The following is a 13494-nucleotide window of genomic DNA, read 5'->3' on the forward strand; positions in this document are numbered from 1 at the left end:
ACATAACGGCGCCTGAGAGTGAAACGGTATTGTCCCGGTAAAGCATGGTATTGGTCCGGTAAAACTTGCCGCAGTAGGTTTATCGGCCTCGGGAATGGGGGAGGGCCGACCGAGGTTTAATCATCGGGGATTGGGCGTACTATGCGGGCCGAAACCCGCTCGCCCGGGTCGGCGATGGCCACCGCCCCGGCGACCATCCAAACTTGTCGGTGGCTGGGCTTAGGCTGGTGAGCATGGCATTCGCAACCGAGATTCCGACGGAAGGCTACGAGGAGAGGGTCGCGGGCGAGACACCGCTCGCCCACTCCGAGCACCGTCCGGTCGGGGATATCGAGCGCAGCGACGCGCGCTTCCAGGTGGTCAGTGAGCACGTGCCCGCCGGTGACCAGCCCGCCGCCATCGAGGAGCTCGAACGCCGGATCAAGGCGGGGGAGCGCGACGTCGTGCTGCTCGGCGCCACCGGCACCGGCAAGTCAGCGACCACCGCCTGGCTCATCGAGCGGCTGCAGCGCCCGACGCTGGTGATGGCCCCGAACAAGACCCTCGCCGCGCAGCTGGCCAACGAGCTGCGCGAGATGCTGCCGAACAACGCCGTCGAGTACTTCGTCTCGTACTACGACTACTACCAACCCGAGGCGTACATCGCGCAGACCGACACCTACATCGAGAAGGACAGCTCGATCAACGACGATGTCGAGCGGCTACGGCACTCGGCGACGTCGAGCCTGCTGTCGCGCCGCGACGTGGTGGTCGTCGCGTCGGTGTCGTGCATCTACGGCCTCGGCACCCCGCAGTCCTATCTCGATCGGTCGGTGGAGCTCGAGGTCGGCGGCGAGGTCGATCGCGACGCGCTGCTCCGGCTGCTTGTCGACGTGCAGTACACCCGCAACGACATGGCGTTCACCCGCGGCTCGTTCCGGGTGCGCGGCGACACCGTCGAGATCATCCCGTCCTACGAGGAACTCGCGGTCCGCATCGAGTTCTTCGGTGACGAGATCGAGGCGCTGTATTACCTGCACCCGCTCACCGGCGACGTGGTCCGCCAGGTCGACATGCTGCGCATCTTCCCGGCCACCCACTACGTGGCGGGTCCGGAGCGGATGGAGCGCGCGGTGCGTGACATCGAGGCCGAGCTGGAGGTGCGGCTGGCCGAGTTGGAACGGCAGGGCAAACTGCTCGAGGCTCAGCGGCTGCGCATGCGGACTCAATACGACCTGGAGATGATCCGGCAGGTCGGGTTCTGCTCCGGTATCGAGAACTACTCGCGGCATATCGACGGCCGCCCGGCCGGGTCGGCGCCCGCGACGCTGCTCGACTACTTCCCCGACGACTTCCTGCTCGTCATCGACGAGTCGCACGTGACGGTGCCGCAGATCGGCGGCATGTACGAGGGCGATATGTCGCGCAAGCGCAACCTGGTCGAATTCGGGTTCCGGCTGCCGTCCGCGGTGGACAACCGCCCACTCACCTGGGAGGAGTTCGCCGAACGGATCGGTCAGGCGGTGTACCTGTCCGCCACCCCCGGTCCGTACGAACTCGGCCAGGTCGGTGGCGAGGTGGTCGAGCAGGTCATCCGCCCGACCGGCCTGGTCGATCCGCAGGTCGTGGTCAAGCCGACCAAGGGGCAGATCGACGACCTGGTGCACGAGATCAGGCAGCGCACCGAGAAGGACGAGCGGGTGCTTGTCACCACGCTGACCAAGAAGATGTCCGAGGATCTCACCGACTATCTACTCGGACTCGGTGTGCGAGTGCGCTACCTGCACTCGGAGATCGATACCCTGCGCCGCGTCGAACTGCTACGTCAGTTGCGGCTCGGCGAGTACGACGTGCTGGTCGGCATCAACCTGCTGCGCGAGGGCCTCGACCTGCCCGAGGTGTCGCTGGTCGCGATCCTCGACGCGGACAAGGAAGGCTTCCTGCGCAGCAGCACCAGCCTGATCCAGACCATCGGCCGCGCGGCGCGCAACGTGTCCGGCGAGGTGCACATGTATGCCGACAAGATCACCGACTCGATGCGGCACGCCATCGACGAGACCGATCGCCGCCGGGCCAAGCAGGTCGCCTACAACACGGAGAAGGGCATCGACCCACAACCGTTGCGCAAGAAGATCGCCGACATCCTCGACCAGGTGTATCTGGAGGCCGACGACACCGAGGTCGCGGTCGGCGGCTCCGGCCGCAACTCCAGCCGCGGCCGCCGCGCCCAGGGCGAGCCGGGCCGTGCGGTCAGCGCCGGAGTCTACGAGGACCGCGACATCAAGTCGATGCCGCGCGCCGAACTCGCGGACCTGGTCAAGGAACTCACCGCGCAGATGATGAACGCGGCCCGCGAGCTCCAGTTCGAGCTCGCAGGCCGACTGCGCGACGAGATCGCCGATCTCAAGAAGGAACTGCGCGGCATGGACGCCGCCGGATTGAGTTGAGTACCGGAGGTGCGGCGTCAGCTCTGGGTGGCCATCCACTCGTTGACACGGCGCTCGGCTTCCTCGCGGGAGACGTTCTCGACCTTGGTCAGCACAGCCCAGCGGTGACCGAAGGGGTCGAGTACCACGCCGAAACGGTCTCCGGTGACGAAGGTTTGGGGTTCTTCGGCACTGCGGGCACCATTCTCGATGGCGCGCTTGATGACGGCGTCGACGTCGGGGCAGTAGTGCACGATCGAGGTGTGTACCCACTCGCCGTTCGGGGCGAGCACGTTGTTATCGGGGATGGGCATGCCCAGTTGCAGGGTGGAGTCGCCGATCTTGAGTTCGGCGTGTGCGGGCTGACCGTCGGGCATGTCGTTGCGGCTGATCACCTCCGCGCCGAAGACGGCGGAGTAGAAATCGATGGCCTTGTTGCCGTCGCCGACCGCGAGGAAACAGGTGATGGAGTGGTAGCCCTCGGCAATGGGATTCACGGTGTCTGTCATGACATCAATCCTGGTCGGGTGGGTGCTTCTGGTCTTGTAAGAACGCGACACGGCGCCGAGCGGGAGCGAAATCATGTCCGGCGGCACTGATTTCGCGCCGCCACCCCGGAATCCGGTGGCTCCCGCGGACACCACCGGCATCCTGCACCCGGACGAACAGGCCAAGTTCCGCTCGCTCGCTCGACTACCCGCCGGGCCCGCCGTCGACCGATTCGTCGAGTGGTACTGGTCGGTGCGCTGGGGCCTGCGCGGCAGGCCGCCGTACCAGGCCGAGGTGCTGTCCTACCCGAGCGTGAACGTCACCTTCGAGCGATCCGCAACCCGCACAGGCGGTTTCGTCAACGGCGTGTGCACCACCAAATTCGTCAGGGAGCTCAGCGGCGCGGGGGAGACGTTCGGCGTGCGCTTCCGCGCGGGCGGCTTCGGCGCCTGCACCGGGCTCGACGTCGGCTCGTTCCGCGACACCGTCGTCGAACTCACCGAGGTCATGCCCGACGCGCACGGCCTGACCGAACGCGTCCTCGACGCACCCACCGACGAGCAGCGCCGCGCCATCCTCGAGGACTTCTTCGCCGCCCGCCCCGCCGCCGACGATCCGACCTACCACCTGGTGCTGCGCATCATCGACTCAATGGCACAGGACCAGGACCTGACCAGGGTCGATCAGATCACCGATCGGTTCGACATACCGACGCGTACGTTGCAGCGCATGTTCCGGCGCTACGTCGGCGCCGGCCCCAAATGGGTGCTGCGCCGGTATCGCCTGCAGGACGGCGCCGAACTACTCGCGCGCGGTCGTACCGAAGATCTCGCCACATTGGCCGCGGAACTGGGATACTTCGATCAGGCGCACTTCTCGCGGGAGTTCACCGCGGAAGTCGGAATGGCTCCACTGGAATACGCCAAGAATTCGCTACGCTCGCGCAACGAGGTCACTGCAAAGGTCATTCCGACCGGGACATAGTTGCTGGGGCCGACCGTATTCGACCATTCGACTGCGGGGCACAAGGGTAACTCCCAGCTCCCTAGTTGAATGTTGCACTACCTACCGTCAGCCAAATGAGGAGCTGGACATGGATGTTGTGGTGTTGATCGGACGGGTGTTGTTCTCGGTGTTGTTCCTGAGCTCCGCGCTCGGGCACTTCACGCAGACCGAACAGATGGCGGGCTACACGGCGAGCAAGGGCGTGCCGATGGCGAAGCTGTCGGTGCTCGGTTCGGGCGCGCTCTTCGGTCTCGGCGGGCTGAGCGTGCTGCTCGGCGTATGGGCCGATCTCGGCTCGCTGGTGCTGTTGGTGCTGCTCCTGCTGACCGCGGTGATGATGCATCAGTTCTGGAAGGTGTCGGATCCGCAGGCCAAACAGGCGGACATGATCAACTTCAACAAGAATCTGGCGCTCGCCGGTGCCTCGTTGATGCTGTTCGCGTTCTTCGCCCATGACAGCTGCCTCGGATTGACCATCACCGGACCGCTTTTCAACCTCTGAGCGTGCTTCCCGCGCTAATATTGCGCGTCCTTTTTACTGCAGGGAGAGGAAGGCATGGACATCATCGGAGCGATTCTGGGCTTATTCTGGGCGAACTACCAGCAGTGGCCGTAATGGCACGCTAGTCCCAGGCTCGCCTCGGCCCGTCCCGGTGCGCGATTTCCGCGCCGAGGCGGGCCGATGTCTGTTCGATCCCCGCTGGTATGTGACGAATATCCCAGGGAGACAAGACCGTTCATCGGCGTTGTGCTTGATCACAGTTTCGGCACCTGACAATTGTGTCGGCCCTGGTTGCTCATGCCCTACCGCATTTCCTGGCGAACATGTGGCGCCAATGCAAGGACACCCCCGATGTGATCTGCTGCGATTTCTGATATTTCCGGTCTGTTTGCCGCTAGGGTCGACCCAAGTCGCTGCGCCGGGGCACGTTCTGATGTGTACCGGGCGTCAGGCATCTGACCACGCACAGTTGGAGGAGAGAATGACCGCCTACCGGACCATTGTTGTCGGTACTGATGGCTCGGACTCGTCGTACGTCGCCGTCGAGAAGGCCGCCGCGCTGGCTGGAGTGTCCGCCGCGACCCTGGTCATCGCGTGTGCTTACTACCCGACCGACGATCGCGACGTGGCCGCCGCCGCGGACGTGCTCAAGGACGAGGCCTACCAGGTGCGCGGGTCCGCCCCCACCAGCGAGATCCTGCGCACCGCGCGGGACAAGGCCGTCGCAGCCGGCGCGAAGGACATCGTCGAGCGCGCCGTGGTCGGCGAGCCGGTCGAGTCCCTGCTCACCCTGCTCAAGGACGTGGACGCCGACCTGCTCGTCGTCGGTAACCGCGGCCTGAACACCCTCACCGGCCGCCTGCTCGGCTCCGTCCCGTCCGACGTCGCCCGCAAGTCCCGCTCGGACGTCCTGATCGTGCACACAACGCGCTAGCTGTCCTCCCGAAGGCCCCCTTCGACACAGCAGACCGACCACAAAGGCGCCCTTCAGTCGAGACCGTTCACTCGACTGAAGGGCGCCTTTTGTCGGTGTGGCCGCCTAAAGGGGCCCTCGGACGGGTGGGTGGTTAGGTCAGCGCGCTCAGCACCTCGGGCAGGTCCGCGCTGTGTACTACGCCGAGTCGCTGTGTCGCGCGGGTCAGCGCGACGTACAGGTCATTGAGGCCGCGTGGTGATTCATCCAGGATCGCTTGCGGCTCAACAAGATACACCGCGTCGAACTCCAGGCCCTTCACGTCGTGCACGGTCAGCACCCGCACCGATTCATCGGCAAGCTCGGACAGCTCCTCGATCAGCGGGTGCGGCGCGATCACCGCGGTGGTGCCGGGCCCGGTTTCCTCGGCGACCAGCTTCGCGACTTGGTCGCGCACCTCGTTCGCGGTGACCAGGTATCCGCGCGGCGGGTTGCCGCTGTCGCGGACCGAGCGCGGCGCGGACGCGGACGGATCGATCGCGGCGAGCACGTCTGCGGCCACGTCCATGATCTCGGCGGGCGTCCGGTAGTTCACGGTCAGCTCGGTGAGCTTCCACCGTTTGGCCACATACGGTTCCAGCACCCGCTGCCAGGACGAGGCGCCCGCCGGGTCGCCGGTCTGCGCGACATCGCCGACCACGGTGATCCAGCGATTCGGGATGCGCCGCATCACCATTCGCCAGGCCATCTCCGACAGCTCCTGCGCCTCGTCCACGATGACGTGCCCGTAGGTCCAGGTGCGGTCGCCCGCGGCGCGCTCGGCGGTGGTCTGGCTGGTGCGCACGTTCTGGCGTTCGGCGAGCTGGCTCGCGTCGATCAGGTCGTAGGCCATCAGGATTTCCGGATCGAGTTCGTCTTCGAGATCCTGTGGCGCCGAACCGGTCAGGATGTCGAGCGCGTCCTGCGCCTCGGCCAGCTGAGCGCGCCAGCGGCGCCGGGAGCGTTCGCGTTCCTCGGTGTCGTCCACGCCGAGCAGCTCGGCCAGCTCGTCGAGCAGCGGTGCGTCGGCGGCGCTGAATTCGCCGTTGTCCGGTCGCGCCAGCTCGGCCCGATCCTCGGCCGGGAGACTGCTCGCGACGCGGTCGAGGCGTTTGGGGTCGGCCAGCAGATCGGCGAGTACGTCCTGCGGGGACAGCAGCGGCCACAGCTTGCCGATGGCCTGCTGGATCTCCTGGTCGGCCCGCATCTCATCGCGGATCTCAGCGATATCGGTACGGCTCAGCAAGCTCGGCCCACCGGACAGATCCGAGCCCATGGTCTCGGCCAGCTGTTCGGTGAGCGCGTCGATCACGGCGCTGGTGAAGATCGGCTTGGCCAGGTTGTGCGGACGCCGCGAGGAACGGGCCCGGCCACGCGCCCGGGTGGCGATCTTGCGATCGAGGGTGACCTGGTAGCCGTCGAAGCTGAGCCGGACCGGTGCGGTCGGCACCTCCTGCCGGTCGCGCACGGCCTGCTTGAGCACCTCCAGAATGTTTAGGGAGCCCTTTATCTCGCCCGCCCGCAACGAATCCTCACGGGTGGCCTTCACGCCCGGGTACAGGTCGCCGATGGTTGATAACAACACACCGGTCTCGCCGAGCGAGGGGAGTACCTGGCCGATGTAGTCGAGGAAGGTGGCGTTCGGTCCGATGATCAGCACGCCGCTCTTGGCCAGCTGCTGACGGTAGGTGTAGAGCAGGTAGGCGGCGCGGTGCAGCGCGACGGCCGTCTTGCCGGTGCCCGGCCCACCCTGCACCACAAGCACGCTCTTGTGCTCCGAGCGGATGATCGCGTCCTGCTCGTGCTGGATGGTCTCGACGATGTCGTTCATGTGCCCGGTGCGCGCGGCGTTCAACGCGGCGAGCAGCGCGCTCTCGGCACCGACTCCCGCGTCGCCGTCGGCCGCGCCCGCCTGCCTGGCCGCATCCAGATCGAGGTATTCGTCGTTGATCGCGGTGACGGTGCGGTTGCGCGAGCGGATATGCCTGCGCCTGGTCACGCCGTCCGGTGCCGCGGTGGTGGCCAGGTAGAACGGGCGGGCAAGCGGGGCGCGCCAGTCGAGCAGCAGCGTCTCGTAGTCGTCCTTCTCGTCGAGGATGCCGAGCCTGCCGATGTAGCGGTATTCGTCGTCGAGATCGATCCGGCCGAAACACAGACCGTGTTCTGCCGCATCGTATTTCGCGAGATCCTCGTTATAGAGCTGGCTGAACGACTCGCGTTCGCTGCGAGCCTGCGGGGTGCCGCCGGATTCCAGCAGCACGGTGCGCAACCGGTTGCGCGCGTAGTCGCGCATCTCGTCGAGCCGGTCGTACAGCACCGACAGGTACGCCTGTTCCTGTTCGGTCTCGCGGGTCAGCTCGGGCGCGCCGTCACGGGTGGCACGGTCCTGAGTGAGGTCGGGCAAACTGAACTCCTTCACCGCGATGAGCCGAGCGAACGGTACACACGCAGGGCAATACGCGCGCGAACGTTCGGAAAACAAGGTTGTCGAGTCTACTGCGATTGCGGCGGGGTCGCCGTATCCGCAGGTGTACCCGGTGTCGTGCCGCCCGCCAGGCACCGTTGTGCGCAACGGTTACTGGTGTGCTGTGCTCGACCACCGGGAACTGGTCATAGAAGTGGTGCAACAGTCGCGTGCACCGCGGGTATTCCGGCGCTGCGCGAAAAACTTGAACAATCATGGATCGAACCGTCAGGAAGCGTGGGTGCTGTTCGGTCTGCGGCTCAAGCTGGCCGAGCCCTCGCGATGCCCGGACGGCTTGGCCCGATACATCGCCAGGTCCGCATCGTGCAGCACGGCCTCCGGGGTGCGGCGGTCGCCGACGGCGAGCGGGGTGACGCCGATCGAGGCGTTCACCTCGATCCGATGTCCGCGCGCGATGATCGGCTCGGCCATCGTCGAACGCAGCCGGGCAACCAGCGCGTCGATATCCACCCGCCGGGTGCCACCGGAGAGCAGCACAAGGAACTCGTCGCCGCCGAGCCTGCCGACGATATCGTCGCTGCGCAGCGCGCGCTGCAGCCGCTGCGCGACGATCTGCAGCACCGTGTCGCCGATGGCGTGCCCGAGCGTGTCGTTGATCGCCTTGAACCCGTCGAGGTCGATGAACAGCACGGTGGACACCGGCAGGTCCTCGCTGGTGGCCAGCGCGCCTGCCAGCTGGGAAAGGATCAGTGAGCGGTTCGCCAGTCCGGTCAGCGAGTCGTGCGTCGCCTGATACTCCAATTGCCGCCTGCTGGCCCGGAATTCGGTGATGTCGGCGAACGAGGAGACCGCGGACGAGCGACGGTCGCCGGGATTGAGCAGGCGGCTACTGCCCGATAGCCAGCGCCGCTGCCCGTCGGCACGGTCGACGCCGAACACGTAGCCGGTGATGGTCTCGCCGGTGGCCAGCGTGCGCGCGATCGGATGGCGGGTCGGCGACAGCGGCTGCGCGTTCGCGTCGAGCAGCGTCAGTGGCAGCGACTGGATCGTCTTGCCGATGAGTTCGTCGTCGGAGCCCTCGTTGCCGAAGATGCGCATGGCCGCCGGGTTGGCCGACTCGATGCGGCCCTCCGGATCGATCACCACCACGCCCTCCTCCAATTGCGAGACGACCGTGGTGAAGTGCTGTTCGGCCAGGTGCTGGGCGGCCTCGGCGTGGCGCTGGGCGGTGAGGTCGTGGATGACCACCTGGTAGGCGAGGTGGTCGTGCCAGGCGGTGAGCACCGACACGGTCGCCACGGGTATCGGGACGCCGTCCATCCGGATCAGCACCATTTCGGTCGGGTCGGAGGCGGCGCCCTTGGTGGTGAGGTGGCTGATTCGCTCCAGCATCCCGGGAACGGAGCTGGGATGGACGAACTGGGTAAGCGGTCTGCCGATCAATTCGTCGGCGCTCTCGGCAGCCAGCAAACGCACAGTTGCGGGATTGACGTAGACCACGATGCCGCGCTCGTGCACACAGATGCCGTCGGGCGTGTGCTCGACCAGAGAACGGTAGCGCTCAGCTAGCTGCTCGGCGGCGTCGACCGCTGCGGCTACCTTGTCCTCACCCACTCGAACCCCCGATCGTCGACCCGATTATGGCCATTGGGACATGGGATTATTCTGGTATCGACGTGCAGAACATCACAGCGTCGACGCTATTGCTTCGATCACAGTTCGGGCACTTAATCGGGCACTGTCTGGTGATCATTACAGAACCGGTTTTCTAAGGATTAACTGGTCGATCGCAGTTCGACCAAGGAATCGGTGAAGGAGCGATGCTATGCCGGGCGCCAACCCGAACAACCGACAACAGCATCAAGATCATATGACGTTCGCCGGGATCGGTGCCGTCACCGCGTATGGCTGGGGACGGGACGCGCTGTGGCAGGGACTGCTCAGCGGGAAGTCGGCCGCCTCCGTGCAATCGGGGTACGGGCCGGGTCGCGACGAGGATGCCTGGGTGTCGCTGGTGCCCGATGGTGGCGATAACGCGGTCAGCACGAGCCGGTACGGGCGGGCCATGCACGAGTCGGCCAGAGAGGCGATCACGGATGCGCTGGCGCGCGGCTGGCAACCGGGCAGGACGGTCGGTTTGTTGCACGCGATCGTGCTCGGCGACGTGGTCAACTGGCGCGATTTCTACCTCGTCGATCACGGCCACCGCAGACCCCGCGACTACATGCGGTTGATCCCGTCCACCCCGATCTCGGTGCTCATGCAGGAGTTCGGCTTCCACGGCCCCGCCATGAACGTGTCCGCGGCGTGCAGTTCGGCCAATGTCGCGCTGATCACCGCGCAGCTGTGGTTGGACGCCGGCATCGCCGACGACGTGGTCTGCATCGCCACCGACATGTCCGGCACGCCCGACATGGTCGACCACTTCGTCCGCCTCGGCGCCTCGGTGGCCGACACCGAACCGCTCGATGCCTGTCGTCCGTTCCAGCAGGGCAGCCGCGGTTTCTGCATCGGCGAGGCGTCGGTGGCGTTCGTGCTGAGCCGCTCGGTGCAACGGCCATACGCGGCGGTGCTCGGCGGCGGCATGACCAATGACGCCTATCACGTGGTGTCGATCGATCCCACCCACGAGCAGATCTTCGAATGCACCAGGCGCGCCCTCGACAACGCCGGTGTGACCGCCGACGACGTGCGCTATTTCAACGCGCACGGCACCGGCACCCGCCAATGCGACGAGGCGGAACGGGACCTGCTGACCAATATGTTCGGCGACCAGCCGCACGTCTACGCGCTCAAACCGCTGGCAGGCCACTGCCAGGGCGCGGCAGCCGGGGTCGAGGTGGCCGCCGCCGCGCTCGGTTACGACCGCGGCATCGTGCCCGCCGCGCCCATCGTCGCGCCCGCGCATCCGCGCCTGCTCGACGGGCCGCAGCCATTCGAGGGCGGCATCACCGCGAAACTGTCGTTGGGCATGGGCGGCAACAATTCCGTCGTCGTACTCGGGCCGGTCGACTGACTCAGCGGTCACATCGCTTCGGTTCACCCGCTTGCGCTCGTTCACGGCAGCGGCACCGACCAGCACAGCCGGGTACCCGGCATCGCCGCGCCGTCGTCCGTCGCGTTCTCGGCGGCACCGACCGCGCTACCGGCGGCACCGATGACGAACTGCCCATCGGACTTCTCCGCCCGCTGCTCCAAGTTCCGTAGTCCGCTGCGCACCACGTGATTCGGAATGCCCCAGCCGTTATCGGTCACCACAATCGTCAGATCGTCGTCGACGCTGATCTCCACCGCGACAGTATCCGCCCCCGAGTGCCGGACCGCATTGCTGACCGCCTCGCGCACCACCGCTTCGGCGTGATCGGCCAGCTCGGCCTCTAAAACCGACAGCGGGCCCGATACCGAAAAGGTGGACCGCAACGGGGTTTCGGCGGTTTGCTGGCGGATCGCGTGCTCCAGCCGCTGCTGCAGCGGGTTGCCGTTGCCGCCGTGCAGGTCGAAGATCGAGGTCCTGATCTCCTGCACCACCTCTTGCAGGTCGTTGACCACGGTCGAAAGGCGTTGGCGCACTTCGGGAACAGTAGCCCGTGCGACCGCGCCCTGCAGCGTTATGCCGACCGCGAACAGTCGCTGGATGACGTGGTCGTGCAGATCGCGCGCGATCCGATCGCGATCGGCCAGGATGTCGATATCGCGCATCCGCTGCTGCGCGTCGGCCAGCTGCATGGCCAGCGCCGCCTGGTCGGTGAACGCGGCGGTCAGCTCGACCAGCTCGTCGGAGTACGGTGCCGCGCCGACCGGACGCACCGTGGTCAAGACGCCGAGCGTGGTGTCGGGGGTGCACAGCGGCAGGATCAGCAGCGGTCCCGCGTCGGGCAGCGCCAGGCCGAGGCTGACCGCGTCCGCGTCGTCGAAGCGCAGCGGGGTGCGGCGAGTGAACGCCTTGCCGAGCGCGGTCCCCTCGGTGGGCACGGTCGTGCCCTCGAATCCCGCACCGGGACCGCACCATTGGGTGACGCAGAGCTCGGTGGGCTCGTCGACCGGTCCCGCGAGGAAGGACTGATGCGAACCGGTCAGCGTGCGCGCGTGCTCGACCACGTGCGCGAGCACGCGATCGGACTCGGTACCAGCCAGGAACTCGGTGGCGATATCGCGGGTCGCCGCGATCCACGCCTGCCTGGTGCGCGCCGATTCATAGAGCCGCGCGTTGTCCACCGCGATACCCGCTGCGGCCGCGAGCGCCTGCACCAGCACGTCGTCATCGTCGGTGAACGGCTGCCCGCCCGCCTTCTCGGTCAGGTACAGGCTGCCGAACACCTCGCCGCGAATCCGCACCGGCACACCGAGAAAGGTGTGCATCGGCGGGTGGTGTTTCGGAAGGCCAACGGAGGCAGGATGATTCGCGAGCTCGTCGAGCCGGAGCGGTTTCGACTGGTTGAACACGACGCCGAGCACACCGTGCCCTTCCGGCAATCGTCCGATGGCCCTGCGGGTTTCGTCGTCGAAGCCCTCATCGATGAACTGCACCACCTGCTGGTCGTGGCCGCGCACCGCGAGCGCGCCGTAGCGGGCGTCGACCAGGCTGATCGCGGTGCGCACGATGGTGCGCAGCGTCTCGTCCAGGTCGAGGCCCGAGGTGACGGCCAGCATCGCCTCGACCAAACCGTCCATTCGGTCGCGCGAATCGATGATGAGCTCGACGCGTTCCTTGACCTCGCTGAGCAATTCGCGCAGCCGCAGTTGCGACAGGGTGTCGCGCAACGAATAGGGATCGTTGCCGCGATCGTCGGTCATATCGGCTTCCCCTGGTAGCGAGCGCGCGAACTGCGCCTTGTCCCAGTCTAGTTCGCCGTTCGGGGACTTTCGGCCCTGTTCGCCACCGCATTGCGATGATGACATGGGGCGACGGGATCGAATATCGAAGGCAGGGCGTGTCGGATGAAGTCGTCGGGGCTGTTGCATATGTCGTCACCACAACACTGGTTCACCGCAAGCGATCTCGATCTAGCCGTGACCACTTTCGGCGCGGTGCCGGACGTGGACGTGACGCGGGCCGTCCGGGCGATCGGCCGGGTGCTGCGACGACACCACCTCGACGCGGCGACCAGGGTGCGCGTCACCGCGCCGGCGACGGCGGGCGAGGCGACCGTGGTGCAGGCCAACATTCGCTGCCGCACCGTCGCCACCCGCGTACAGGTGACCGGGCCGGGTGGGTTCGCGGTCACCTTCGCCGCCGAACGGCTGGACCGGCAGCTGGCCCGCCTCGCGACCACCCAGTCGCGTGATTGGCCCGATCCAGCCCGTCCGCCGCTGGCCAAGGTCACCGAGCCGCGCCCGATCGTGCGCCGCAAGCAGTGCGAGCTGCTCACCGGCACCCCCGCCGAGGCAACGGCGGTGATGGACGCGATGGACTACGACGCGTACCTGTTCATCGACAGCGCGTCGGGCACCGAGGCCGCGGTGGCCTGGCAGGACCCGCTCGGCGTCCGGCTCTTCCGTCAGGACGCGACGGTTGTCGGCCCGCCGGCGGTGAATTTGCTACCGCTCACCGTGGATTCGGAACCGGCGCCCATCCTCGACGAAGAACGGGCCGCGCACGTCCTGTGCCATCACGGCCTGCCGTTCCTGTTCTTCACCGACCAGGCGAGCGGCCGCGGCCGCCTGCTATACCGCCGCTACGACGGTGATCTGAGCCTCGTCGAACCGGCGTAATCGG

10 protein-coding genes are annotated in these 13494 nt (G+C 66.7%); 6 read left to right on the plus strand and 4 right to left on the minus strand.

The window, feature by feature from the left end:
- The first annotated feature begins 233 nt into the window (after positions 1-233).
- Positions 234-2426: an excinuclease ABC subunit UvrB gene (uvrB, locus tag OG203_RS40240; RefSeq protein ID WP_405162429.1), complete on the plus strand. Its 2193-nt coding sequence runs from the start codon at positions 234-236 to the stop codon at positions 2424-2426.
- 17 nt (positions 2427-2443) lie between these two features.
- Here uvrB and OG203_RS40245 read toward each other — a convergent pair whose 3' ends face one another.
- Positions 2444-2914 carry a VOC family protein gene (locus OG203_RS40245; protein ID WP_405162430.1) on the minus strand — a complete coding sequence of 157 codons (471 nt, stop codon included), beginning with the start codon at positions 2912-2914 and terminating at the stop codon, positions 2444-2446.
- Positions 2915-2987: 73 nt separating this feature from the next.
- Here OG203_RS40245 and OG203_RS40250 point away from each other — a divergent pair, with 73 nt between their 5' ends.
- From OG203_RS40250 to OG203_RS40260, 3 genes are all read left to right on the plus strand, one after another.
- Positions 2988-3878 (plus strand): DUF6597 domain-containing transcriptional factor, encoded by an 891-nt coding sequence (locus OG203_RS40250; protein WP_405162431.1) that lies wholly within the window; start codon positions 2988-2990, stop codon positions 3876-3878.
- Positions 3879-3987: 109 nt separating this feature from the next.
- Positions 3988-4401 (plus strand): DoxX family membrane protein, encoded by a 414-nt coding sequence (locus OG203_RS40255; RefSeq protein ID WP_405162432.1) that lies wholly within the window; start codon positions 3988-3990, stop codon positions 4399-4401.
- A gap of 481 nt (positions 4402-4882) precedes the next feature.
- Complete coding sequence (locus OG203_RS40260) at positions 4883-5335, plus strand: universal stress protein (RefSeq protein WP_405162433.1); 453 nt, start codon at positions 4883-4885, stop codon at positions 5333-5335.
- Between the two features lie 133 nt (positions 5336-5468).
- Here the strand turns inward: OG203_RS40260 and OG203_RS40265 are convergent, their stop codons facing one another.
- Together OG203_RS40265 and OG203_RS40270 are read right to left on the minus strand one after the other, a co-directional pair.
- Entirely contained in the window at positions 5469-7757 is a 2289-nt protein-coding gene (locus tag OG203_RS40265) for a HelD family protein (RefSeq protein ID WP_405162434.1), read from the minus strand.
- Between the two features lie 288 nt (positions 7758-8045).
- Positions 8046-9392, minus strand: a complete 1347-nt coding sequence (locus OG203_RS40270) for a diguanylate cyclase domain-containing protein (protein WP_405162435.1) — start codon at positions 9390-9392, stop codon at positions 8046-8048.
- Positions 9393-9648: 256 nt separating this feature from the next.
- Here OG203_RS40270 and OG203_RS40275 point away from each other — a divergent pair, with 256 nt between their 5' ends.
- Complete coding sequence (locus OG203_RS40275; RefSeq protein WP_405162436.1) at positions 9649-10794, plus strand: beta-ketoacyl synthase N-terminal-like domain-containing protein; 1146 nt, start codon at positions 9649-9651, stop codon at positions 10792-10794.
- A gap of 41 nt (positions 10795-10835) precedes the next feature.
- Here the strand turns inward: OG203_RS40275 and OG203_RS40280 are convergent, their stop codons facing one another.
- Positions 10836-12572: a GAF domain-containing protein gene (locus OG203_RS40280; RefSeq protein ID WP_405168155.1), complete on the minus strand. Its 1737-nt coding sequence runs from the start codon at positions 12570-12572 to the stop codon at positions 10836-10838.
- Positions 12573-12716: 144 nt separating this feature from the next.
- On the opposite strand from OG203_RS40280, the gene OG203_RS40285 reads away from it, so the two are divergent.
- Positions 12717-13490, plus strand: a complete 774-nt coding sequence (locus OG203_RS40285) for a sigma 54 modulation/S30EA ribosomal C-terminal domain-containing protein (RefSeq protein ID WP_405162437.1) — start codon at positions 12717-12719, stop codon at positions 13488-13490.
- Positions 13491-13494 lie beyond the last annotated feature (4 nt).

The organism is Nocardia sp. NBC_01499 (assembly GCF_045040275.1).
In the GTDB taxonomy this organism is placed as follows: Bacteria; Actinomycetota; Actinomycetes; order Mycobacteriales; family Mycobacteriaceae; genus Nocardia.